This is a genomic window from Kangiella taiwanensis (genome assembly GCF_020005165.1).
GTDB classification, from domain to species: domain Bacteria; phylum Pseudomonadota; class Gammaproteobacteria; order Enterobacterales; family Kangiellaceae; genus Kangiella; species Kangiella taiwanensis.
On sequence record NZ_JAHCLT010000002.1, the window covers coordinates 110,669 to 131,333 of the forward strand.

The 20,665-nt window shown below is 43.8% G+C and carries 20 protein-coding genes; 6 read left to right on the plus strand and 14 right to left on the minus strand.

Annotated features, from left to right (window positions below; translation table 11 throughout):
- Nucleotides 1–33: 33 nt before the first annotated feature.
- Nucleotides 34–1,458 carry a PhoH family protein gene (locus tag KFK88_RS06005; RefSeq protein ID WP_223577794.1) on the plus strand — a complete coding sequence of 475 codons (1,425 nt, stop codon included), beginning with the start codon at nucleotides 34–36 and terminating at the stop codon, nucleotides 1,456–1,458.
- A gap of 93 nt (nucleotides 1,459–1,551) precedes the next feature.
- Here KFK88_RS06005 and KFK88_RS06010 read toward each other — a convergent pair whose 3' ends face one another.
- Nucleotides 1,552–2,661, minus strand: coding sequence for an AI-2E family transporter (locus KFK88_RS06010; RefSeq protein ID WP_223577795.1), 1,110 nt, complete (start codon nucleotides 2,659–2,661; stop codon nucleotides 1,552–1,554).
- Between the two features lie 150 nt (nucleotides 2,662–2,811).
- Here KFK88_RS06010 and KFK88_RS06015 point away from each other — a divergent pair, with 150 nt between their 5' ends.
- A complete protein-coding gene (locus KFK88_RS06015; protein ID WP_223577796.1) occupies nucleotides 2,812–4,287 on the plus strand; it encodes a beta-barrel assembly-enhancing protease in 1,476 nt (491 codons plus the stop codon).
- Here KFK88_RS06015 and KFK88_RS06020 read toward each other — a convergent pair.
- A complete protein-coding gene (locus tag KFK88_RS06020) occupies nucleotides 4,277–4,750 on the minus strand; it encodes a TlpA family protein disulfide reductase (protein WP_223577797.1) in 474 nt (157 codons plus the stop codon). The two genes, KFK88_RS06015 and KFK88_RS06020, sit on opposite strands and share 11 nt — an antisense overlap.
- A 142-nt stretch (nucleotides 4,751–4,892) precedes the next feature.
- Here KFK88_RS06020 and KFK88_RS06025 point away from each other — a divergent pair, with 142 nt between their 5' ends.
- Nucleotides 4,893–6,473, plus strand: a complete 1,581-nt coding sequence (locus tag KFK88_RS06025) for a hypothetical protein (protein ID WP_223577798.1) — start codon at nucleotides 4,893–4,895, stop codon at nucleotides 6,471–6,473.
- Here KFK88_RS06025 and KFK88_RS06030 read toward each other — a convergent pair.
- Nucleotides 6,441–7,646 (minus strand): YihY family inner membrane protein, encoded by a 1,206-nt coding sequence (locus tag KFK88_RS06030; protein ID WP_223577799.1) that lies wholly within the window; start codon nucleotides 7,644–7,646, stop codon nucleotides 6,441–6,443. The genes KFK88_RS06025 and KFK88_RS06030 overlap by 33 nt on opposite strands.
- A 46-nt stretch (nucleotides 7,647–7,692) precedes the next feature.
- Here KFK88_RS06030 and arsC point away from each other — a divergent pair, with 46 nt between their 5' ends.
- From arsC to KFK88_RS06045, 3 genes are read left to right on the plus strand one after another with little or no spacing between them, the layout of a single operon-like run.
- A complete protein-coding gene (gene arsC, locus KFK88_RS06035; protein WP_223577800.1) occupies nucleotides 7,693–8,046 on the plus strand; it encodes an arsenate reductase (glutaredoxin) in 354 nt (117 codons plus the stop codon).
- Nucleotides 8,047–8,051: 5 nt separating this feature from the next.
- Nucleotides 8,052–8,654, plus strand: coding sequence for an NAD(P)H:quinone oxidoreductase (wrbA, locus tag KFK88_RS06040; RefSeq protein ID WP_223577802.1), 603 nt, complete (start codon nucleotides 8,052–8,054; stop codon nucleotides 8,652–8,654).
- Nucleotides 8,655–8,663: 9 nt separating this feature from the next.
- On the plus strand, nucleotides 8,664–9,065 hold the full coding sequence (locus KFK88_RS06045) for a DUF2069 domain-containing protein (protein WP_223577803.1): 402 nt from the start codon (nucleotides 8,664–8,666) through the stop codon (nucleotides 9,063–9,065).
- 69 nt (nucleotides 9,066–9,134) lie between these two features.
- Here KFK88_RS06045 and aroC read toward each other — a convergent pair whose 3' ends face one another.
- From aroC to KFK88_RS06100, 11 genes are all read right to left on the minus strand, one after another.
- Nucleotides 9,135–10,229, minus strand: coding sequence for a chorismate synthase (gene aroC / locus KFK88_RS06050; protein ID WP_223577804.1), 1,095 nt, complete (start codon nucleotides 10,227–10,229; stop codon nucleotides 9,135–9,137).
- 31 nt (nucleotides 10,230–10,260) lie between these two features.
- On the minus strand, nucleotides 10,261–11,538 hold the full coding sequence (gene aroA / locus KFK88_RS06055) for a 3-phosphoshikimate 1-carboxyvinyltransferase (RefSeq protein WP_223577805.1): 1,278 nt from the start codon (nucleotides 11,536–11,538) through the stop codon (nucleotides 10,261–10,263).
- 45 nt (nucleotides 11,539–11,583) lie between these two features.
- A complete protein-coding gene (locus KFK88_RS06060) occupies nucleotides 11,584–11,862 on the minus strand; it encodes a hypothetical protein (RefSeq protein WP_223577806.1) in 279 nt (92 codons plus the stop codon).
- A 39-nt stretch (nucleotides 11,863–11,901) separates the two neighbouring features.
- Complete coding sequence (gene trpA, locus KFK88_RS06065; RefSeq protein WP_223577807.1) at nucleotides 11,902–12,735, minus strand: tryptophan synthase subunit alpha; 834 nt, start codon at nucleotides 12,733–12,735, stop codon at nucleotides 11,902–11,904.
- Nucleotide 12,736: 1 nt separating this feature from the next.
- Entirely contained in the window at nucleotides 12,737–13,975 is a 1,239-nt protein-coding gene (gene trpB / locus KFK88_RS06070) for a tryptophan synthase subunit beta (protein WP_223577808.1), read from the minus strand.
- Between the two features lie 22 nt (nucleotides 13,976–13,997).
- On the minus strand, nucleotides 13,998–15,359 hold the full coding sequence (gene trpCF / locus KFK88_RS06075; RefSeq protein WP_223577809.1) for a bifunctional indole-3-glycerol-phosphate synthase TrpC/phosphoribosylanthranilate isomerase TrpF: 1,362 nt from the start codon (nucleotides 15,357–15,359) through the stop codon (nucleotides 13,998–14,000).
- Entirely contained in the window at nucleotides 15,352–16,359 is a 1,008-nt protein-coding gene (gene trpD / locus KFK88_RS06080) for an anthranilate phosphoribosyltransferase (RefSeq protein ID WP_223577811.1), read from the minus strand. The genes trpCF and trpD overlap by 8 nt, the downstream gene beginning before the upstream one ends.
- Nucleotides 16,343–16,957 (minus strand): anthranilate synthase component II, encoded by a 615-nt coding sequence (locus KFK88_RS06085; protein ID WP_223577813.1) that lies wholly within the window; start codon nucleotides 16,955–16,957, stop codon nucleotides 16,343–16,345. Before KFK88_RS06085 ends, trpD begins: the two co-directional genes overlap by 17 nt.
- The gene (locus KFK88_RS06090; protein WP_263296380.1) at nucleotides 16,954–18,522 is read right to left on the minus strand and encodes an anthranilate synthase component 1; all 1,569 of its coding nucleotides are present in this window, start codon (nucleotides 18,520–18,522) and stop codon (nucleotides 16,954–16,956) included. Before KFK88_RS06090 ends, KFK88_RS06085 begins: the two co-directional genes overlap by 4 nt.
- A complete protein-coding gene (gene aroF / locus KFK88_RS06095; protein WP_223577817.1) occupies nucleotides 18,512–19,546 on the minus strand; it encodes a 3-deoxy-7-phosphoheptulonate synthase in 1,035 nt (344 codons plus the stop codon). Before aroF ends, KFK88_RS06090 begins: the two co-directional genes overlap by 11 nt.
- 393 nt (nucleotides 19,547–19,939) lie before the next feature.
- On the minus strand, nucleotides 19,940–20,650 hold the full coding sequence (locus tag KFK88_RS06100) for a ParA family protein (protein WP_223577819.1): 711 nt from the start codon (nucleotides 20,648–20,650) through the stop codon (nucleotides 19,940–19,942).
- Between the last annotated feature and the right edge of the window lie 15 nt (nucleotides 20,651–20,665).

Consider the following 20,665-nt stretch of genomic DNA (forward strand, 5'->3'; position numbering starts at 1 on the left):
CCTTTTCCTAAGGAGCCTACAAAAGGAGCCCAAATGGTAAAACCGAAAATTGCTGGTAAACGTCTTTTTGTATTAGACACAAACGTGCTGATGCACGACCCGACCGCCCTCTTTCGCTTCGAGGAACACGATATCCTGATACCCATGGTGGTCCTCGAAGAGCTAGATGCTGGTAAGAAGGGGCTTTCGGAGGTGGCCCGAAATGTACGGCAAGTTAGTAGGTATCTCGACGATCTTCTTTCAATCGCCGAAGACGATAAAGACCCGATGAAAGAAGGCATCCCAATCGGCATGCTCCCCCAAATTCAAGATCCTGACAAGCACGGCAAGATTTATTTCCAAACCAAAGATCATATCGATCGACTCCCAGACTCTCTTCCCAGTAGCAAAGCTGATAACACCATTTTGAACGTCGCCTTAGCCCTTCAAGCTAAGAATGATGATAAGACCATTACCCTAGTCTCTAAAGATATCAATCTACGAATCAAGGCCAATATCGTTGGCGTCCACTCAGAAGATTACTTCAACGACAAGGTGTTGGATGATGTGGAGCAACTCCATACTGGGTTTTACGAATTGCCTCATGATTTTTGGGACACCCATAGCCGAGATATCGACTCGTGGCAGGAGGAAGGACACACCTTCTATAAAATTCAGGGGCCTTTAGTTAAAGAATGGTTTGTTAATCAATGCCTATACCAGCCCGATGATAATTTTGAAGCTATCGTTAGAGACATTGAGGACGGTGATAGCGACAACCCTACCGCTCTAATCGAGCTGTTAGTGGACTATAGGAATGATAGTCATAACATTTGGGGGATTACCGCTCGAAACCGTGAACAAAGTTTTGCTCTAAACCTGCTCATGGATCCAGAAATAGATTTCGTAACGTTACAGGGACCCGCGGGTACCGGTAAAACATTACTAGCCCTTGCCGCAGCGCTTGAGCAAGCGATTGAAATGAAACGCTATAAGGAGATTATAGTAACCCGGGTGACAGTTTCAGTCGGAGAAGATATAGGCTTCTTGCCAGGAACTGAAGAAGAGAAAATGACGCCTTGGATGGGGGCGTTGATGGATAATCTCGAAGTGCTCTCGCCCACGGATAACGATGAATGGGGCGTAGCAGCCACTCACGACTTATTGCGTAAATGGATCAAGGTCCGCTCACTTAACTTTATGCGTGGCCGTACTTTCCTTAATAAATTCATTATTATCGACGAAGCACAAAACCTGACCTCGAAACAAATGAAAACCCTGATTACTCGAGCAGGACCAGGCACCAAAGTGGTCTGTATGGGTAACGTCGCTCAAATCGATACACCTTATCTGACCGAGACGACCTCTGGCATCACTTTTGTGGTGGATCGTTTTAAAAACTGGAAACACTCAGGACACATCACATTGAAACGCGGCGAACGTTCACGCCTAGCCGATTACGCTTCAGAGTTACTGTAAGCAATTTTCGTAGGCTACCAAGACAAAGGCTCCAACACGGAGCCTTTTTTAATTCAATGGGCGAATTAGATAATTAACCTGTTAGATACACCATTACTCAGCTTCAGGCTGATGCTCTAAAGTGCCTGCGACCTCGTCTTCTTGGCTTTGCTGTTTTTTATGTTCCTTTACAGCATCGAGTGTTGCATTAACCAATACGGCGAGCGGAATGGCAAAGAACACCCCCCAGAAGCCCCACAAACCGCCGAATAAGAGAATGGCACCGATAATAGCAACGGGGTGCAAGTTAACAGCTTCTGAGAAAATCAACGGGACCAAGACATTGCCATCCAATATTTGAATAATGAAATAAGCCACCATCAAAATATAAAAGTCTTGAGTCAAACCCCACTGGAAGAAAGCTATAAGTGCCACAGGAATCGTCACCAGTGCCGCACCGACATAAGGTATTAATACCGAGAGTCCGACACAGACGCCTAGTAACAGCGCGTAATTGAGTCCCATGATGGCGAAGGTAATATACGACACGACACCAACGATAATGATCTCAACCACTTTTCCGCGAATATAATTACCTATTTGGCGGTTGACCTCAGACCATACACGTTCAGCCAAGTGACGCTCCTGCGGTAACCACTGACTACACCATCCAAAAATTTGGTGGCGGTCCTTCAAAAAGAAGAAAACGAGTAAGGGAACTAAAATAATATAAACTAACAAACTAGCAATACTGATCAGAGAGCTAAACGACGCACTGAGGAGAGCTTCACCAAGGCTACCAAGCTCTGAGTTAAGACTGGTAATAAAACCATCAACTTGCTCAGCTGATACAAAGTTAGGGTATTTATTGGGTAGCTCGAGAACTTGCTCTTTGAGTTTAAGCATAATATTTGGTAATTCACCAATTAACCTCGAGCCTTGCTTCCAAATCAGAGGAACCAAACCAAGGAAAATCACGATGGAAATTCCAATAAACGCAGTAAACACTAGCAACACTGAGGTTAAACGTCCTAAACCTTTATTTTGCAGTGCAGTAACGCCCCACTCTAACAAATAAGCGATAACCAAAGCCCACAGGATCGGTGCAAGAATATCGCCAACGGTTAAAATCACAAAAAAGCCCACAATAATCAGCATTGTCAGCACGATTGTTGCAGGACTTGAAAAATTGCGTCTAAACCAGCGAGTAAAGATAGATGTCATGAGCGACTCACGAATTCTTGGTTGATTAAGCAAGACAAACGGTTACTTTTTACACTACCAGAGAGTTTGCTTGGGTAAAACTGACTTGTGATTGAACTTTTACCACACAAGCCCCATCATATACAGTAACTTAACATTTATTTTATCAGAATGAGCAGAAGCGCGTTAAAAACCACACTCAGCTTAATCAGCAGCACTACCTTAGTAGTGGGGCTGGCTTTTGCTTCTATGTCTTCGGCTAACACCATCGATTTGCCTAAAATTGGCGAAACTGCTGGCTCGACTCTGTCTATAGCCCAAGAGCAGCAAATTGGCGATCAAATTATGCGTCAAATTCATCGCAGCGAATTTCTGATGAAAGATCCTATTGTAACCGATTACATACAGCATTTAGGTTACAAGCTGGTGGCAGCCAACCCTGATGCACTCGGGCGCCAATTCCAGTTTTTTGTCATCCACGAAAACTCAATCAATGCTTTTGCACTACCCGGCGGCTATATTGGAATCCACTCGGGCCTAATTAACGCGTCTCGTAGCGAAAGCGAACTTGCATCAGTGCTTGGGCACGAGGTTGCTCACGTTACGCAGCGACATCTAGCTCGGCGCCTAGAAAGACAAAATGAACTATCACTTCCTAGTATTCTCGGCCTTCTCGCTTCGGTGCTAGTCGCAACACAAGATCCAGAAGCTGGAATGGCCGGGGTTGCAGCGACTCAAGCAGCTGGGCAGCAAAGTATCATCAATCATACTCGTGATAATGAACGAGAAGCTGATCGAATAGGAATTACGATGCTGTCTGCCGCCGGCTTTGACGTACGAGCGGCGGCTGACTTTTTCGAAACGCTACAGCAGTCAAGTCGCTATACGTTTAAACCACCTGAAATTTTACTCACTCACCCTTTATCACGAAACCGTATTGCCGCGGCACGCGAGCGCGCGGAATTGTACCCGAAGGTCGAGCACCAAGACTCTTTGGACTACACGTTAGTTAAGTCACGAATCCGAAGTAAAGCATTAATTAATGACAGAGAAGCCTTTCGGGATATAGAGCAAAAGTATCAAAGTAACCAACTAAAAACCGTTGAGCAGCGTTATTTGTTTGCCGAGTTACTTAAAAACAATGCTCGCTATAGGCTGGCTATCGATATTTTATCGAAGCTATACAATGAGAACCCTGGCAACCAATTGTTACTATTCAGCTTATCAGAAGCTCACTTAGCCAATGGTAGCGGCCAACAAATGTTGCCATTACTGGAAGAGCAGTTAGCAAAAACTCCTGACTCTACAAAGCTTATTCTTTCAACATCGGAAATTTATTTGACTGCAGGAAAAGCAGAAAAAGCTGAGAAACTTTTACTACGATACTCGGATCTTAATCAGAACAACCCAGCTTATCTTAAGCTGTTAGCGAAAGCGCAAGCTGATGCAGGTCATACTCCGGAAATGTACGAAACGACTGGCCAGTATTTGATGTTACTTGGCGACTTAAGGACGGCCAAAAAGCATTTTGAATTGGCTTTACACGCTACCTCTGAAGATCCTTATGCCCAAACGAGAATACAGGCGCGACTGGAAGATGTGAAACAAAAAATGCGCGCCATGATCGAAGCTGCCGCTAAGCGTTAGGTTTGTTACGCCCTTCTACTTTCTTAATAGTTTCAAGAATTTTTGAGCGATCAATTTTACCCAGTATAGGCCCCATGGTTTGGCCACTTGGACTGATCAGGTAGGTTCCTGGCAGACTTTGCGGTTTAGCGACTGGTAAATAAGGCATCGGCTCTGTGGCGACGATAGGATACTGAATATCAAGCTTATCCACCAAGGCCTCCAGCTCTTCATTAGTAAGCTTATCGTAGCTCACCCCAATCACAGCAATGTGTGGATTTTCTTTTACTAACTTGCCCAATTCAGGGATTTCTTCCAAGCATGGCGGGCACCACTCAGCCCAAAAATTAATCACCAGCCATTGCCCACGATAATCCTCAATGGACTTTTCCTCGCCAGACAAAAAATGGAAACTGTTTTGATTAGAACAAGCCGTAAGAAAACTTAAGGTTAAAAGAGCAAGGCAGACAATGAGGTTTTTCATGAGATATCAACTTAAATCAATTACTTAAACCAGATACGGGCCACAAAAAAGTGGACTATGTCACATAATTTCGGCATATTATACAGATAAAGCTATGTAAGCCGAAGTAGTTAAAACAAGATTTATTGGTTAAGGACATTTAATGGACTCTATACAGCTCACATATCCCTCAACACAGCATGGCCAAGAGTTTATGATGGATCATAAACCCAGTGCTGTTAAGCGCTGGTTATCCGACTTAACCTTTACCGATATCAACAAATCTCTTGACCATTTACTGCAAGCTATCAGAACCTTAAACCGTACCGAGCAGAAGGTAAGCCAACGTGAAGAAAACCTCGCGACGCTAGAGCAAGGCTACCTCCAAATGAGCCGTCACTTTCGCCAACATAATGATCAAAGACAAGTCATAGCAAGTGACCATCAAGCGAAGCTTCTGAGCAGCTTTACCGCTGAAATGGCCTATGGCCACAAGCGAGTTATTCATGAATTAGCCGAGCAGCGCGTAGCATTAAAGAAGCAGGGTCGACTCGCTTACGCAATCAACCAAGCCCAGCACTATCTCGGACTCCACTTAATTGAGCACTACCAGCAGTACTCCCCGATACCAAGCTATATTTGGCATGAATTACATAAATTGTATCACTTTGCTGAACATGAAAAGCTGCACCGACTGAAAGTCAACAACAATCAAGATGCTTTACTTGCCTTAGACACCGTTGAGAATACCTATAAACGAAACTGTTTAATGTCGGTGATCAACCCATATCACGTTGAAGGTAATCAACATTGGCACTTGTTCAAATATTTCAGCCACTGGTCTCAATTAACAATGCTCTCAAATGACCTGAAAAAATTCGCAAAGAGCGAATGTTTTGTTATTGACCTGACGAGCGGAAAAAGACCAGAGTACGCAGCTACTGATAATGAGTATGAAGAGCATCCTTTTTATCGGCTGCTTATTACTTCGCCACTGTTAGAAAAGTTGAATCAGCAACTACGGTACTTTTCTGAGCATAATAGCCTTCCGAACCCTGGTTTTTACCCAGCAATAGAACCCTCGATTGGGCAGAAGTTACTACAACAAATTTACGCCTATTGTGATCATCATATAGCTCGTAAAGATGCTCGTTATCCTGTCATTAGCGATGTCAACCTGGTGTGGAGCTTATCCAACATTGTCAAAGTTTTACAGTCAGACAAACAACCTAGCGAAACAAGTGAAGAGCTTGAAGCTTGTTTAACCGATATGCTGGGAGCGCAGTACCCACACCTTCTACAGTGGCAAGCTGTAAACTACAGTAATGGTGGTATTTGTGTTCGCCAACCGAAAGAAGACATAACCCAGTTAAACGTTGGTAACTTGGTACTACTCAAACGCCACATAAACCAGCAACCTCAGAAAACATGGCAGTTAGGAATAGTACGCTGGCTTAATGGAAATAAGAGTACAGGGGCAAGCATGGGTGTAGAGTATTTGCATGGGCAAAAACTACCAGCACACTACCTTACGAAAAATAATCATGGTGAAGTACTGAAACATAATGTTTTACTGGTTACCCCTTTTGATCATCAAGAGCCACTACTCATCGCTCCTAGACACCTTATAGGTAACCACAAAACGCTGAACTTGGAACTCAACGGTAAACCAGTTGAGCACCAGATTATATCAACGAAAGAATCAAACTCATTAATTACTATTTTTGAGGTTACTACCCTCTGAAGTAATAGAAATATTCAATATTTCATTTATCGCAGCATTAGCATCTTCGACATACTTGGTAAAGAAAGTACCTTTATCAACTTCTAAAGCCTGATTGTTGTTAGGCAACCGCCAAGGCCCCTCACGATAGACACGACCAATGGTTAAATCCTGAGCGTTCAACTTTAAGCAATACTGACTATTTTCAAGCTTAGCCAAATAATTAAGATTCATTAGTTGCTCAACTAAATGTCGCAGCGTTTGTCCGTGCAAATAGGAAAACTTACTTCTTAACTGATCAATCGTTAAGGAGCTTTCATTGTCTTGAGCTTGAGCAAAAGACTGTAATATCTTTAGTATTGAGATGAATTCATGTTCTGTTTTTTCGCGCTTCATTTCAAAACGATGCAAAGCAAAACATATCATGGCTCCCAAAAGCAAAATTAACCAAGACAAGAACACCCATAAGAAAAATAATGGAATGGCTGTAATCGCACCGTATATTACCTCGTAAGTCGAAAACTTGGCGACAAACAGCGCGAATGCATATTTCGCAATTTCAAATAACAGCGCAGTAATCGTCGCTGCAATAACTGCCTTACGAAACTTAACGTGACTAAAAGGCGCCACCATATAAAGAGCGGTAAACGCCAACACTATTAATATAAAAGGTAAACCAAAGGTCAAAAAGCCACTAATGCTTGAAACCAAAGGAAGCGCCGCGAAGTACGAAGATGCAGCGAGACTTGCAGCGATAAGGATGGGTGCCATCGTGAGCATAGCCCAGTACGACACCCATTTTTGTATACCCCGACGTCGATTTTTGGTTTCCCACACTGTATTGATAGCACGGTCAATCGCCCGCATTAACATCATCGACGTTAAAAATAGAAAGGCAAACCCTACCGCAGAAAGGTTTTTAGATTTGGCCACATATTCATTTAAGTGCTCCTGTACAGCCAGTCCAGTTTCTGGGAGGAAGTTCTTAAAGATAAGTTCTTGTACTTGAACGTTAAGCTTTTCAAATGCCGGGAAGATCGCCATCAAACTCACAGCAACCGTCATAAGAGGCACTAAAGCCAACATTGTATTCAATGTTAACTCAGCGGCCATCGAACTGCTGTTTTTCTTTGCAAATTCGCTGAAAACAAATTTAGCAAATGCTTTTAGCCATTTAATCCTTTTTTCTAACATCAATTATGCCTAGAATAGTCGCATGAATTTATAAATTGTAACTATTATGAGTGATTTTAGCATCTTACATAACCCTCGTTGTTCAAAATCTCGTCAAACTTTGGAATTACTTCAAGAAAATGGCGTGGAACCTACCATCGTAAAATACTTGGAAACACCACCTTCTGAGCACGAAATCCGCAACATTGTTAAGTTACTAGGTGTCAGCCCACGAGATATTTTGCGTAAAAAAGAAGCTGAGTACAAAGAAGCTGGCCTAGACAATGCCGATCTGAACGATGATCAAGTGATTAGCCTAATGGTCCAGTACCCCAAAGTTATTGAGCGTCCAATAGTGTACAGCGGTAAAGCTGCGGCCGTAGGACGTCCACCTGAAAACGTATTGAACATCATTAAGTAATCTTGATGAATACGGTTTTAGTGCTCTTCTATTCCCGCCATGGCAACACCCGCGCCATGGCAAAATTAATTGCACGTGGTATTGAGCAAGTCGATGGCTGTGAGGCTTTGCTGCGCACGGTTCCACCCATTAGCGCTGATCATGAAGCCACCGCAGAGGCGATTCCGAGTAATGGAGAACCCTATGTCTCTCTAGAAGACTTGGAGCAATGCGACGGCTTAGTACTCGGTAGCCCGACTCGGTTTGGTAACATGGCTGCACCGCTTAAATATTTCTTGGAGAAAACGTCATCACAGTGGCTCTCTGGCACACTATCAGGTAAGCCAGCCAGTGTATTTACCTCGACCAGCTCTCTGCACGGCGGCCAAGAGTCTACGCTCCTAACCATGATGGTGCCCTTACTACACCACGGTATGATAATAGCCGGTATCCCCTACTCCGAGACTGACTTAGTCAAAACGAAGACTGGTGGCACACCTTACGGAGCTTCTCATGTTGCTGGTGCTGACAGTAATTATGAGATCAGTGACTCTGAGAAAGCATTGTGTATCGCTCAAGGTAAACGAATGGCTGAACTTAGTATCAAGCTCAGCAAAAAATTAACGTAACAACTCATTATGAATATCCATTTGAAAAAAGCTCTGAGAGCTCGACTGTTCGCTGTAGCCAGCTTTCTTGCTATAGTCATCATTTTGCCAGTATTTATCTGGCTGAATCACGAAAATCCAGCCCTACGATGGGTATCGTTGGCTATCTGGTGGGCTCCTTTATTGCTAGCTGTTCCGGGCATGTTTAAAGGCAGAACCTATACTTATGGCTGGACAGGATTTATTATTCTGCTCCCCTTCTTCTACGCTTTCTTCTACATTACCGAGCCGTCAAAGGTTGTCTGGGCCTCGGTTATTGTCGTCTTATCCGTTATTTACTTTTTGATGTCAGTCAGCTACGTCAAACAATATGCACTATCGCAAGGTATTAAAACTAACGCAGAAGCAAAGAAAGCCAAGGGAATAGAGTGACGTCAAAACACCACGGTTCTAAATAGCGAAAAGGCTGGAATCTCCAGCCTTTTTAGATTTGAATGAGTATTATAGGTCAAATAAGTTTTTATATGCTTTAAAGCGCAAAAAGTGATCGCACAACACAAGCGCCGCCATAGCCTCTACAATAGGCACCGCACGCGGCAGCACACAAGGATCATGACGCCCACGTCCATGAAAGACTACATCTTTTCCATCAACATTAACGGTTTCTTGCTCTCGAATAATCGTCGGTGTAGGCTTAAACGCTACTCTAAACACGATCGGCATACCATTTGAAATTCCGCCTTGTACCCCACCAGAGTAATTGGTTTTGGTTCTAACCGATCCCTCATCATCAAAGAAAACGTCATTATGAGTCGAGCCTTGCATTAAAGTACCCGCAAAACCGGAGCCAATCTCAAATCCTTTACTCGCATTAATGGATAACATGGCTTTCGCCAAATCGGCTTCTAGCTTATCAAACACAGGCTCTCCCAAACCTACAGGAACATCACGTAATTGACACTCAACCACACCACCCAGCGAGTCCCCTGCTTTACGAGCAGCTTCAATCTTTTTCACCATCCGCTCGGCGAGGTCTTGATCAGGGCATCGAACAAGGTTTGTTTCAATCAATTCAGCATTGATGGCATCGGGAGCCGTCTCTAGCTGCAGATCCTGCACACTTTTTACATAAGCGAAAATATCGACACCAAGTGCCTCGGTCAAAACTTTTCTGGCAACAGCACCCGCAGCAACATGACCTGCTGTAACACGTGCCGAGCTTCTCCCCCCACCAGCGACATCGCGAATACCATACTTCTTTTGGTAAGTATAATCAGCATGGCTTGGTCGATATAACTTCGCCATTTCTGAGTAGTCTTTGCTTTTTTGGTCTTTGTTGCGGATGAATAGACTAATAGGAGTTCCTGTCGTGATACCATCAACCGTTCCTGACATAATTTCAACGGTATCCGCCTCATCACGCCTGGTGGTAATTGAACTTTGTCCCGGCCGACGTTTATCAAGAAAAGGTTGAATATCCTCTTCAGTCAAAGCCATACCAGCTGGACAGCCTTCGATTACTACACCAATGCCTTTGCCGTGGGACTCTCCCCAGTTACTAATTTTAAATAATGTGCCGAGGCTATCACCCGCCATGACGTTTCTCCAAAACCTTTAATCGATACAATTAATTGACTAACTCTGTATGTAGCCCAATATTTTCTAAGAACTCCCAATACTTAGGGAAAGACTTTTCAACAGCTTGTGCATCCGTCACCACAATACCTGGCTGTTTGATACCAACCAAAGCATAGCTCATGGCTAAGCGGTGGTCATGACAGCTGGACAAGTGAGCTGGACGAAGTGGCTGGTCACCCTTAATGCGAATACTGTCGGCATCGTACTCAATATCAACTCCAAGCTTATTGAGCTCATCACATAAATCAACAATTCGGTTAGACTCTTTAAAAGCTAGGTGAGCAATATTGTGAATGTAGGTTTCACCCTTAGCGAACAGCGCTAAAACGACCAATGTCGGCACAACGTCAGGCATATCACCCATGTCTACATCGATGCCCTGAAGTTGATCAGTGTACCCCACCACCAATTTATCAGACTCAGCCTTAATACTTGCGCCCATAGCTTCAAGTACTCGATAAAACTGAGACTCGCCCTGTGGTGATTCAAAGTCAAAAGCCGTTAGAGTAACTGTTGTTTCAGCCAAAAGACCTGCAGCCATAAAATAGCTACTGCTAACCACATCGCTAGCAATATGGATGTTAGTTGGTGTTAACGATTGATTTGCCGGTATTTTCAACTCCGTTTCAGACACCTCTTCAATCTTGCCGCCAAAAAGCTCAATGGCATTTTTGGTTAACTGAATATAGCTAGACGAAACCGTCTTACCTTTCAAAATTAAGTAAGTATCCGACTTTGCCTTTAAACAGGCTATCAATAAACCACTCAAATATTGACTGCTACGACTCGTGTCTAGCTCAACACGTCCACCTTGAATTGGCCCTTTCAAACTAATTGGTAGCGCATCACTACTGACTGCAACACCTAAATCTCGAAGGCTCTGAGAAACCTCCTGCATAGGCCTTTGTCGCATCTGCTCACTGGCATCAACGACCACTTGGGATCTTAAATTACTGGCTACTGCAGTGATGAAACGGCTTAAGGTACCACTATCACGACAGTTAAGGGTCGCGGTCTGTGGTAGCTCGTAGTTTTTGATACCTTCAATATCCACAACTCCGTTATCTACCGACGTTACTGTCGCCCCAAGCTGTTTGACAGCCTCTAGTGCCGCTTCGATATCATCGTTCTCTGGTAAGTTGCTCAGGCGAGTAGTGCCAGAAGACAAAGCCGCTAAAGCGATGTAACGATTTGCTAAATATTTACTCCCAGGCACTGTGACGATGGGCGATTCAATATGACTGGAAACGACTTGTCTATTCGGCATAGTATTTACCACTTACAAAAAATGTTCCTCTAAGCCTTATCTGGCTTAAGGTTGTAGTTCATCAATGAGTTCCGAAAGCAACTCAACATCGCGATCACTGAGGCCGTCCGACTCAACAGCATCCTCAACGAACAATGCAAACTCAGCAAACCATTGTTCATCCGTTAAATCATCAACAGGAATTAGGTCGACCATTGGGATCAAGTATCCCACTAAGAACAGTTTCTCTTCTTCGACTTCCTGCTCAAGACGTAATAACTTTTGCTTAATTTGTTCAGCAATCGGCATAGCACTCTCTCTTTCTTTATCAACAATATTCCGCATTACGGTTTTTGCAATGCAGAAGAACAGACCGCGACAACGTTAAGCAACGCTGCCGTGGTCAGTGTGAGCTGCTTCAGCGATCGAGCGAACATAGTCCCCAATCTGCTCAAGCATGATTTGGGGGTTATTATAGTGCTGATTGATTAAGTTAACTATGGCTGAGCCAGTAATAATTCCGTCAACGCCCGCATTAGCAGCGTCAAACACATGTTGTGGCTCTGAAATACCAAACCCTTGTACTAAAGGGGGGCTATTGTACTGACGTAGCTTTTGCAAAAAATCGGTTTTGGCTTTACTCGCAGCAACTTCAGTTCCTGTAATACCTTTACGACTCAAAACATAGGTATACCCCTGACTGTTTTGGGCGATCTGTTGTAAAGTGTCATCACTGGCATCAGGCGGTGCAATAAACACTAACTGGATACCACAGTCTTTAGCTGTTTTTGCGAATAACCGAGACTCTTTTACTGGGCAATCAGCCACTAAGACAGAATCAATACCAACGTTCCGACACTTATTTAAAAAGGTTTCAATGCCTTGTGCAAAGACCAAATTAGCATAAGTCAGTAAGCCTATCGGTAATTCTGGGTACTTTTCACGTATTTGGCCGATAAGGTTCAAACCCGACTCAATCGTAAACTGATTAGCTAATGGTCTTAATGTCGCCTGTTGAATCACAGGGCCATCGGCAACAGGGTCAGAAAAAGCCAGCCCTAGCTCCAACCCATCAGCACCACTTTCTACCAACTTATCGATAATCTGTATTGATAATTCGGGATTTGGATCACCGACTATGACAAAAGGAATATAAGCCAAGTGATTGTTCGCAGAAACAGTTTCGAACATATTTTGATAACGCATACTGACACTCATACTAAGCTTCCCCATTACTGTCTTTTGTCGCATTAGCTTCATCTAAAATGGCCATCACATGGCTTAAATCTTTGTCACCTCGTCCGGACAAATTGACTAACAACACCGTGGGCTTGTCAGCTTGCTGGCTTAATTTCTTGGCGTAAGCAAGCGCATGAGAGGATTCCAAGGCAGGAATAATCCCTTCGGCATGTGATAAGTCTTGAAAAGCTTGCAACGCCTCGTCATCGGTAATACCCACATACTCCGCACGGCCACTGGTCATCAAGTGCACGTGCTCAGGCCCTACGGCTGGATAATCAAGTCCCGCAGAGACAGAGTGAGATTCACGAATTTGCCCTTCTTTTGTTTGCAGGATGTGCGTTCTGGAGCCATGAATAATGCCTTCAGTGCCTTTTAATAAAGTCGCGCCATGGGCATCAGAATCCAAGCCATGCCCTGCTGGCTCGACACCGATTAGCTTAACCTGCTCTTCTTTAATAAAGTCAGCAAAAATACCGATGGCATTGGAGCCACCACCAACACACGCTATCACCGCGTCTGGTAATTGTCCTGTCTGTTCAAGCATTTGTTTTTTTGCTTCCTCGCCAATGACTTGCTGAAAACGCTTTACCATCTTCGGAAACGGATGAGGCCCTGCAGCAGTCCCCAACAGGTAGTGCGTATCATCATAACTGGATGCCCAGTCGCGTAACGCTTCATTAATTGCGTCTTTCAGACTAGCGCTACCGTTATCGACAGGAATGACCTCTGCTCCCATCAAGCGCATACGAAAAACATTTGGCGCTTGTCGATCACAGTCTTTTTTGCCCATATAAACCGTAGCTTTTAAGCCAAGCAAAGCACAAGCCAAAGCAGTAGCCACTCCATGCTGTCCCGCCCCTGTTTCTGCGATAACCCGCGTTTTCCCCATGCGCTTAGCCAGTAATGCCTGCGCCAATACCTGATTAGTCTTGTGTGCACCACCGTGCAACAAGTCTTCACGCTTCAAGAAGATTCGACAGTTCTCTGTACGTCCAAACGTTTGACATTCCGTCAAAGGAGTTGGCCGGCCAGCGTAATGATTCAATAGCTCATTTAATTCAGCCAAAAAGTCCTCATCCTTGATGGCACTTTCGAAAGCACCTTCTAACTGCTCCAACGCAGGAACAAGAATTTGCGGGACGAATTGTCCGCCATATTGCCCAATGTAGGCACCGTCGTACTCAAATTGTGTTGAGTTTGTATTGTTTAATGACATTCTTAACCTCTATCTATCGTCACTATCTGCCTGAAAAAGCTCTCGCGTTTTCAAATAGCTGCTTAATTTTATCGGCTGACTTCACGCCTGGCGATGCCTCAGTACCACCACACACATCAACAGCACTCACCCCATACGACTTGAGTTGTTCTACATTATCAGAGTTAACACCACCAGCAACACGAAACTTATACTGCGGATATTGCTGTGTTAGCTGAGATATGATTGACCAGTCAAATGATTGCCCCGTGCCACCTTTGACACTACCCACCTGAGTATCCAGCAAGATCTCTTTCACTGAATACTCAGGAATCTCAGGTAGGCTATCCCCTTCTCGGATTGAAATAACTTTTGATAACAGGCACGTCTCTGGCAGTTGCTGCTTTAGCTCTGCAACGTACTCGGGACTTTCATCCCCATGCAGCTGTACACCAGTCAGGCCATGCTTCTTAACTAAGTGCAACACCTCTTCTATTCCATGATTTTGGAAAACACCAATCACAGGTTTACTCGAGTGAAATCCTTCTTCACTAGCTCGACGTGGTGACTTATCAACAAAAATCATACCTACAGAAGATGCCGGTACTGCATCAACTAAGTCAGCCGAAGCCTGGTCTTTCACGCCGCAGACTTTAATGTCTCCATAAACTAACTGTTTCGCAGCTCGCTCTAAATCCTTTTGTGCCATTAGGCTACTTCCAACTAAGCAAGCATCAGCTAAGGGTGATAAGGTTAGAACATCCTCATGCGTTGATATACCTGACTCAGTCACCACCACGACATCGCTTGGAATTGAGTTAACCAGCCTTGCAGTATGGCTTAAATCAATACTCAAGTCTTTTAGATTACGGTTGTTAATCCCGATGATTTTCGCGCCAAGATTTAATGCGCGGTCTAGCTCTTCTTCGTTATGAACTTCCGTCAGGATATCTAAATGATACTTTTCAGCCTCTTCCTGACAAGCTCTGTACTCTTGATCATTCAACACAGAAAGCATTAATAAAATCGCATCTGCGCCATAATATCGAGCTTGGCGAACCTGCTTTGGTTCAAGGAAAAAATCTTTACACAAGACAGGTTTATCGGTGTTCTGACTGACATACTTTAAATTAGCATAACTACCTCTAAAGAACCGGTCTTCAGTCAACACAGAGATAGCATCCGCATATTGGTTATAAATCGGTACAATTTCTTCTAAGTCGAAATTCGAACGAATTAAACCTTTTGATGGTGAGGCCATCTTGCACTCCATGATAAATCCAAAGTGCGGTTTTTTAAGTGCATCATAAAAACTCTTCTTACTTGGAGACAGTTCTGACACATCAGCACTATTCGCTAAAGTTTCACGACGATGCTCAACAATAGCTTGCAAAACATTAAGCATTGGAAAGCTCCTTGATTTTTTCCAAATGACGAAGCCCTTGACCGCTTAAAATAATATCTTTAGCCGAGGCATAACCGTCTTTAAAGTTTTTAGCAAGACCATTGAGAACCAATAAAGCTGAGCAATTCACAGCAACCATATCAACATGAGCTTCAGGTGCTTCACCTGATAATAACTGCAATGCAGCCGTCTTGTTATCAACACCTTCTGTCACCTGAATCGCTTCTAAACCGTGACGCTTGGCCGAAAAGTCTTCAGGCGTTAGCTCAATGCTTTCGATGACGCCATCATTGAGCTTCACCGCTTTGGTCGACCCATGAACGGCAACTTCATCCAGCCCGGAGCCGTGGACAATCAATGCACGCTTAGTCCCGAGTAAATCTAAAATCTTGGCAAAAGGCTCTAGATACTGCTCATCGTAAACACCTAATAATTGCGTGTCAGGTAACGCTGGATTCGCCAAAGGCCCAATTAAGTTGAATATGGTTCGAGTTTTTAATGAACGACGAACAGGCATCACATGCTTAACACCTTGATGATAATCAGGTGCATACAAGAAACAAAAGTTAGCGGCATCAAGAAGTCGCTTACTTCTATCAGCATCTAGATCAATTTTGACACCCAACTGCTCCATTAAATCAGCAGAGCCACATTTAGACGAAACGGAACGGTTTCCATGCTTAACAATTTTTACGCCAGCACATGCAGCAACTATCGCCACTAATGTTGATACATTGATCGTATTCAAGCCGTCGCCACCTGTACCACAGCAGTCACTTACAGAGTACTCTGTTGGTGGGAAGTACTGAGCCTCTTGGCGCAAGGCTGCCGCCGCACCAGCAATCTCCTCAACCGTTTCGCCTTTTGTTTTCAAAGCCGCTAACATTGCTGCAACCACAGGAAGCTCAACATCACCTTGTAACACTTGTCTAAATGAACCACTAGCCTGTTCAAAGTTCAGATGCTGGCCTTGATAAACATTTTCAAGCAAACTCAGCATATGACACTCCTTCCTTTTTGCTTTTTTTATGTAAAGCAAGCTCAATAAAGTTCTTAAGAATCTTAGTCCCATCCCTAGTCATAATACTTTCAGGGTGAAACTGTAAGCCAAATACAGGGTATTCTGTGTGCGAAACAGCCATTATTTCATCATCCTCTGTCACCGCATCTACCCGCAAATCGGCAGTTAACTTAGAGGCCGAGAGCGAATGATAACGAGCTACTGTCAGCTTTGACCCCAGCACATCCAATAAGCCTGATTGGTACGAATAAAGCGTCTCAGTCTTACCATGTACAATTGCTTTAGCGGTACTGACTTTTCCACCAAATGCTTCGACGATCACTTGGTGCCCAAGACAGACCCCCAATATAGGCTTCTCAGAGTAAAGCTCTTTTACCAATTTCAGGCAGTGGCCTGCTTCGCGAGGCGCACCAGGACCTGGCGATAAAACGATGTTATCAACCGTTTTAGTAAGCCTCTTGAGCTCATCATAGGGAATATCATTTCGACACACAGTAACATCAACCCCTGCCAGCTCTAGCTCATACTTCAAGTTGTAGATGAATGAGTCGTAATTATCGATTAGCAGCGTTTTCATGATAATAACTCCGAGTGAGGTGGGTTATTGCGGCATGCGTCTATCACAGCTTTCGCCTTATTCACAGTCTCCAGTGCTTCTAAGTGTGGCTCTGAGTCATGGACGATGCCTGCTCCAGCCATAATTTTAGCCACCCCGTCCTCAACAACGGCCGAGCGAATGATGATGGCGCTATCAAACTCGTCGTTTGCATTCAGCACACAAACGGCCCCGCCGTAATAACCTCGACCCGTGCTTTCGTTTTCGCGAATAATTTCCATCGCTTTGATTTTGGGTGCACCAGTTAATGTGCCCATGTTGGCGCATGCTCGATACGCGATCAGTGAGTCGATGTCAGGTTTTAATATGCCCTTGATCTCAGACACCATATGCTGTACATGAGAGTATTTAACGATGCGTTTGAGCTGGATAACTTCCCGAGTGCCAGCTATAACAACTTTTGCCAAATCATTACGGGCAAGATCGACTAACATCATATGCTCTGCTGACTCTTTTTCATCTTCGATCAACTCAAACTCAACCCTAGAGTCCAAGTCATGGTTAACCTCCCCTGTTACTGTATCAATTGCTCTTTTGCGGGTTCCCGCTATGGGGTACAGATACACTTCGCGCTGTCTAGTCACCTTGAGAGCACTTTCAGGGCTGGCTCCAAATAACTCTTTATCACCAAAGTTTATGAAGTACATGTAAGGAGATGGGTTGGTTAGTCTCAGCTTGCCATAAGCTTTATAGGCATTGGAGCAAGACACATTAAAGCTTCTTGCCAATACCACCTGAAAAATATCACCCTTTACAATCCGCTCTTTAGCCTTCTCAACCAACTGGTAATACTCGTTATCTGCAACACTTAGCGACAATGTGGAGTTATTGTCGCTATGCTCAAAACTCAATAACTCATTCGAGGATTGACTGACAAGTACTTCATAAATACCCTCAAGTTCAACGCCCAGCCTTACTGTGTTATCAGCATTACCACCAAAACCTTTCACCACAATTTTCGCTGACTGGCTTTCCATGTGCTGAATTACCAGCTGATCGGCGACATAAAAGCAATAGTCTTCTTGGTTTTTCGAGGTCTCTGGTAACGCTTCGTACTGTTCCACTAATTCATAACTAAAGGCGCCGATGAGCATTGAAGTTTCATTATCGATACTGTCTTCATCTTTCAGCAAGTCTCTTAAGTACTGCAGCACAGAAACCGTAGTAGTCTGGAATAATCTTTGTGACTCATCACTGACAAACTCAGCCTGACGCAAAACTAAGTCAATTGTTTGCTTATTGTCCGTTATCTCGAATCGCTGCTGTAAATAATCAGACTCTTGAACTGACTTTAATATCTCTTGCCCATTAATGTTCAAGGCGGTTAATGTAACCTTGTTACCGCTAGCTTTAATTTGTAGCGCCGCAGAAACCATCATAACGCTTCGTTGGTGCTCGTGGGTGCCAGCTTCAGCGGTTTCTAATAAAGCGGTATGACTAATACTTCCTTTATCGGCTAGCACTCCAAATATTTGAAATGGATTTAGGCTTAAAGGAAGCTTTCGTGAAAGCGTTTTAACTTGCATGAAGTGCCTCCTGATAAGTCCTGCCGCTGGCTTTAATGAACGGGATAAGCTGCTGCATAAGCTGAGAGAAATCATCTGGTGACAATGCTTGTGCCGCATCGGAAACAGACTCACGAGGATTGCGGTGCGACTCAATAATCAAACCGTCTGCTCCACACGCCACGCCCGCTTTCGCCATAGGGCCCACTAAAGTTCTGACGCCTGTACCATGAGATGGATCAACAATTACAGGTAAGTGGCTCTTTTCTTTGATGAAAGCAACTGCATTAAGATCAAGGGTGTTACGAGTTGCCGTTTCAAACGTGCGAATACCGCGCTCACAAATCATAACGTTTGGGTTGCCTGTTGCGACGATATACTCAGCCGCTAGCAATAACTCTTCAATAGTCGCTGATAGACCACGCTTCAGAAGTACTGGGTGTTTGGTTTCGCCCACAGCCTTAAGCAAAGTGTAATTTTGCATATTACGAGCACCGATTTGGAATGCTGAGGTATAACGAGCAACGTCATCAAGGTCATTAACATCCATAATTTCAGTAATGGTGTCCATGCCAACCTCCTTGCCAACCTGCTCCATAATTTTCAAACCTTCTACGCCAAGGCCTTGGAACGAGTATGGGCTTGTGCGAGGTTTGAAAGCTCCACCACGCAATACAGTGGCTCCTGATGCTTTAACTTGCTTTGCTGTTTCTAATAACTGCTCATAGCTTTCAATAGCACATGGACCAGCCATAATGGTGAAGCGATCACCACCAACAGGGGTATTACCAACATCGATCACTGTGTCATGAGGATATATTTCTCGACTAACCAATTTGTATTTACTTAACACTGGTTTTAAGTGCTCAACCTGTGGATGGTTATCAAAATGCAATGATTGAAGAATTCGCTCATCACCTAATGCACCGATCACCGTACGCTCCACCCCTGGCATATGCAGTGGCTTCAAGCCAGCCTCTTCAATCTGGCTTAGAATTTCTTGTGCATCTGCTTCAGTTGCTGTTGGCTTCAAAATAATAATCATGATGTATTCCTGTAGTTTAAAAGTTGTCAATAAGTAAATTCTTTAGGCACAAAAAAACCCGCACAAAGGCGGGTTCTGTCATAATTTTTAGACAATAACCCGCGCTAGCAGATCCACCACCATTGATGTTGAGTTGTTGCTGTCGTTAAGTTAGTTATTATCATCTCGATTAATCTCTAAAATTGCTCTCTAAGTTAGTTGCCATTTATTGAGGCATAAAAAAAGCCCGCATAGTGCGGGCTTTGGAATCTGTTTTTGTTTATATAAAAAACACAACGAAGCCCGCTACTTATGTAACGTGCCACCACCAGATGTTTTTTACGTATAAACTTTTCATGTGTGTTAAGTTAATCCAATTACAAAGTCAGGTCAAGTTATTCTTAGACCATTTAGTTATTTACCTTTAACGAACTTATCAACCTGAGCCTCTGTCTTTAAGCGGTTAGAACCTTGTGAGGCCAATATTCGCTCAATACTTGACGTTAATGCCCAGATCTCAAGCTTGGCGGCAGGGTCGTGCCACTCAGCAACCGTCAACCCTTCTGCAAAAGAGTCTAAGTAAGCCACTCTGTTACCTAATTTGGTTTGGAAATCTTCTAAACCAAGCTCTCTTTTTGCTAATGACACGACATCTTCAGCAGAGTTAGTTCTTACGCGATATCGATTCCAACATATTCTAGCCTCTAAACTTTTATTGACCTGTTTAGCTTCCTCAACTATCTCTGCTAGATGTTTGGTAGACCAGACCTCCACTTGTGAAGGCGCCATAGGTATCAACACCATGTCAGAAAGTAGGATAACGGCTCGTGTCAGGTTTGTAATTCTCGGATGACCATCAATTAGAATATAGTCGTAGTCATTAATGTTATCGCGCACTAGTTTCTGTAAATGAGCAACATTTTTGGCGACTAAGATATCAAGATTTTCAATGACATAGTTCTGATTGCGGACATCAAACCATGTTTGAAGGGAACATTGTGGTACATCCGTGTCAATAACAAGCACTTTCCCAGAATCAGACAAAGTTGAAGCAATGTTAGTACACAAGGTCGTCTTCCCAGCACCACCTTTCATTTGAACAAAACTTAATACTTTTGCGCGCATAACAAACAGCCCCAA

What these genes read in the sequence shown, in the direction of transcription:
- wrbA (WP_223577802.1), top strand. Translation starts at nt 8,052, where the DNA reads ATGAATACGGTTTTAGTGCTCTTCTATTCCCGCCATGGCAACACCCGC.
- KFK88_RS06015 (WP_223577796.1), top strand. Translation starts at nt 2,812, where the DNA reads ATGAGCAGAAGCGCGTTAAAAACCACACTCAGCTTAATCAGCAGCACT.
- KFK88_RS06060 (WP_223577806.1), bottom strand. Translation starts at nt 11,862, where the DNA reads ATGCGGAATATTGTTGATAAAGAAAGAGAGAGTGCTATGCCGATTGCT.
- trpB (WP_223577808.1), bottom strand. Translation starts at nt 13,975, where the DNA reads ATGTCATTAAACAATACAAACTCAACACAATTTGAGTACGACGGTGCC.
- trpD (WP_223577811.1), bottom strand. Translation starts at nt 16,359, where the DNA reads ATGCTGAGTTTGCTTGAAAATGTTTATCAAGGCCAGCATCTGAACTTT.
- arsC (WP_223577800.1), top strand. Translation starts at nt 7,693, where the DNA reads ATGAGTGATTTTAGCATCTTACATAACCCTCGTTGTTCAAAATCTCGT.
- KFK88_RS06085 (WP_223577813.1), bottom strand. Translation starts at nt 16,957, where the DNA reads ATGAAAACGCTGCTAATCGATAATTACGACTCATTCATCTACAACTTG.
- KFK88_RS06025 (WP_223577798.1), top strand. Translation starts at nt 4,893, where the DNA reads ATGGACTCTATACAGCTCACATATCCCTCAACACAGCATGGCCAAGAG.
- aroC (WP_223577804.1), bottom strand. Translation starts at nt 10,229, where the DNA reads ATGGCGGGTGATAGCCTCGGCACATTATTTAAAATTAGTAACTGGGGA.
- trpA (WP_223577807.1), bottom strand. Translation starts at nt 12,735, where the DNA reads ATGAGTGTCAGTATGCGTTATCAAAATATGTTCGAAACTGTTTCTGCG.
- aroF (WP_223577817.1), bottom strand. Translation starts at nt 19,546, where the DNA reads ATGATTATTATTTTGAAGCCAACAGCAACTGAAGCAGATGCACAAGAA.
- KFK88_RS06005 (WP_223577794.1), top strand. Translation starts at nt 34, where the DNA reads ATGGTAAAACCGAAAATTGCTGGTAAACGTCTTTTTGTATTAGACACA.
- KFK88_RS06090 (WP_263296380.1), bottom strand. Translation starts at nt 18,522, where the DNA reads ATGCAAGTTAAAACGCTTTCACGAAAGCTTCCTTTAAGCCTAAATCCA.
- KFK88_RS06020 (WP_223577797.1), bottom strand. Translation starts at nt 4,750, where the DNA reads ATGAAAAACCTCATTGTCTGCCTTGCTCTTTTAACCTTAAGTTTTCTT.
- KFK88_RS06045 (WP_223577803.1), top strand. Translation starts at nt 8,664, where the DNA reads ATGAATATCCATTTGAAAAAAGCTCTGAGAGCTCGACTGTTCGCTGTA.
- KFK88_RS06030 (WP_223577799.1), bottom strand. Translation starts at nt 7,646, where the DNA reads ATGTTAGAAAAAAGGATTAAATGGCTAAAAGCATTTGCTAAATTTGTT.
- KFK88_RS06010 (WP_223577795.1), bottom strand. Translation starts at nt 2,661, where the DNA reads ATGACATCTATCTTTACTCGCTGGTTTAGACGCAATTTTTCAAGTCCT.
- KFK88_RS06100 (WP_223577819.1), bottom strand. Translation starts at nt 20,650, where the DNA reads ATGCGCGCAAAAGTATTAAGTTTTGTTCAAATGAAAGGTGGTGCTGGG.
- trpCF (WP_223577809.1), bottom strand. Translation starts at nt 15,359, where the DNA reads ATGCTTAATGTTTTGCAAGCTATTGTTGAGCATCGTCGTGAAACTTTA.
- aroA (WP_223577805.1), bottom strand. Translation starts at nt 11,538, where the DNA reads ATGCCGAATAGACAAGTCGTTTCCAGTCATATTGAATCGCCCATCGTC.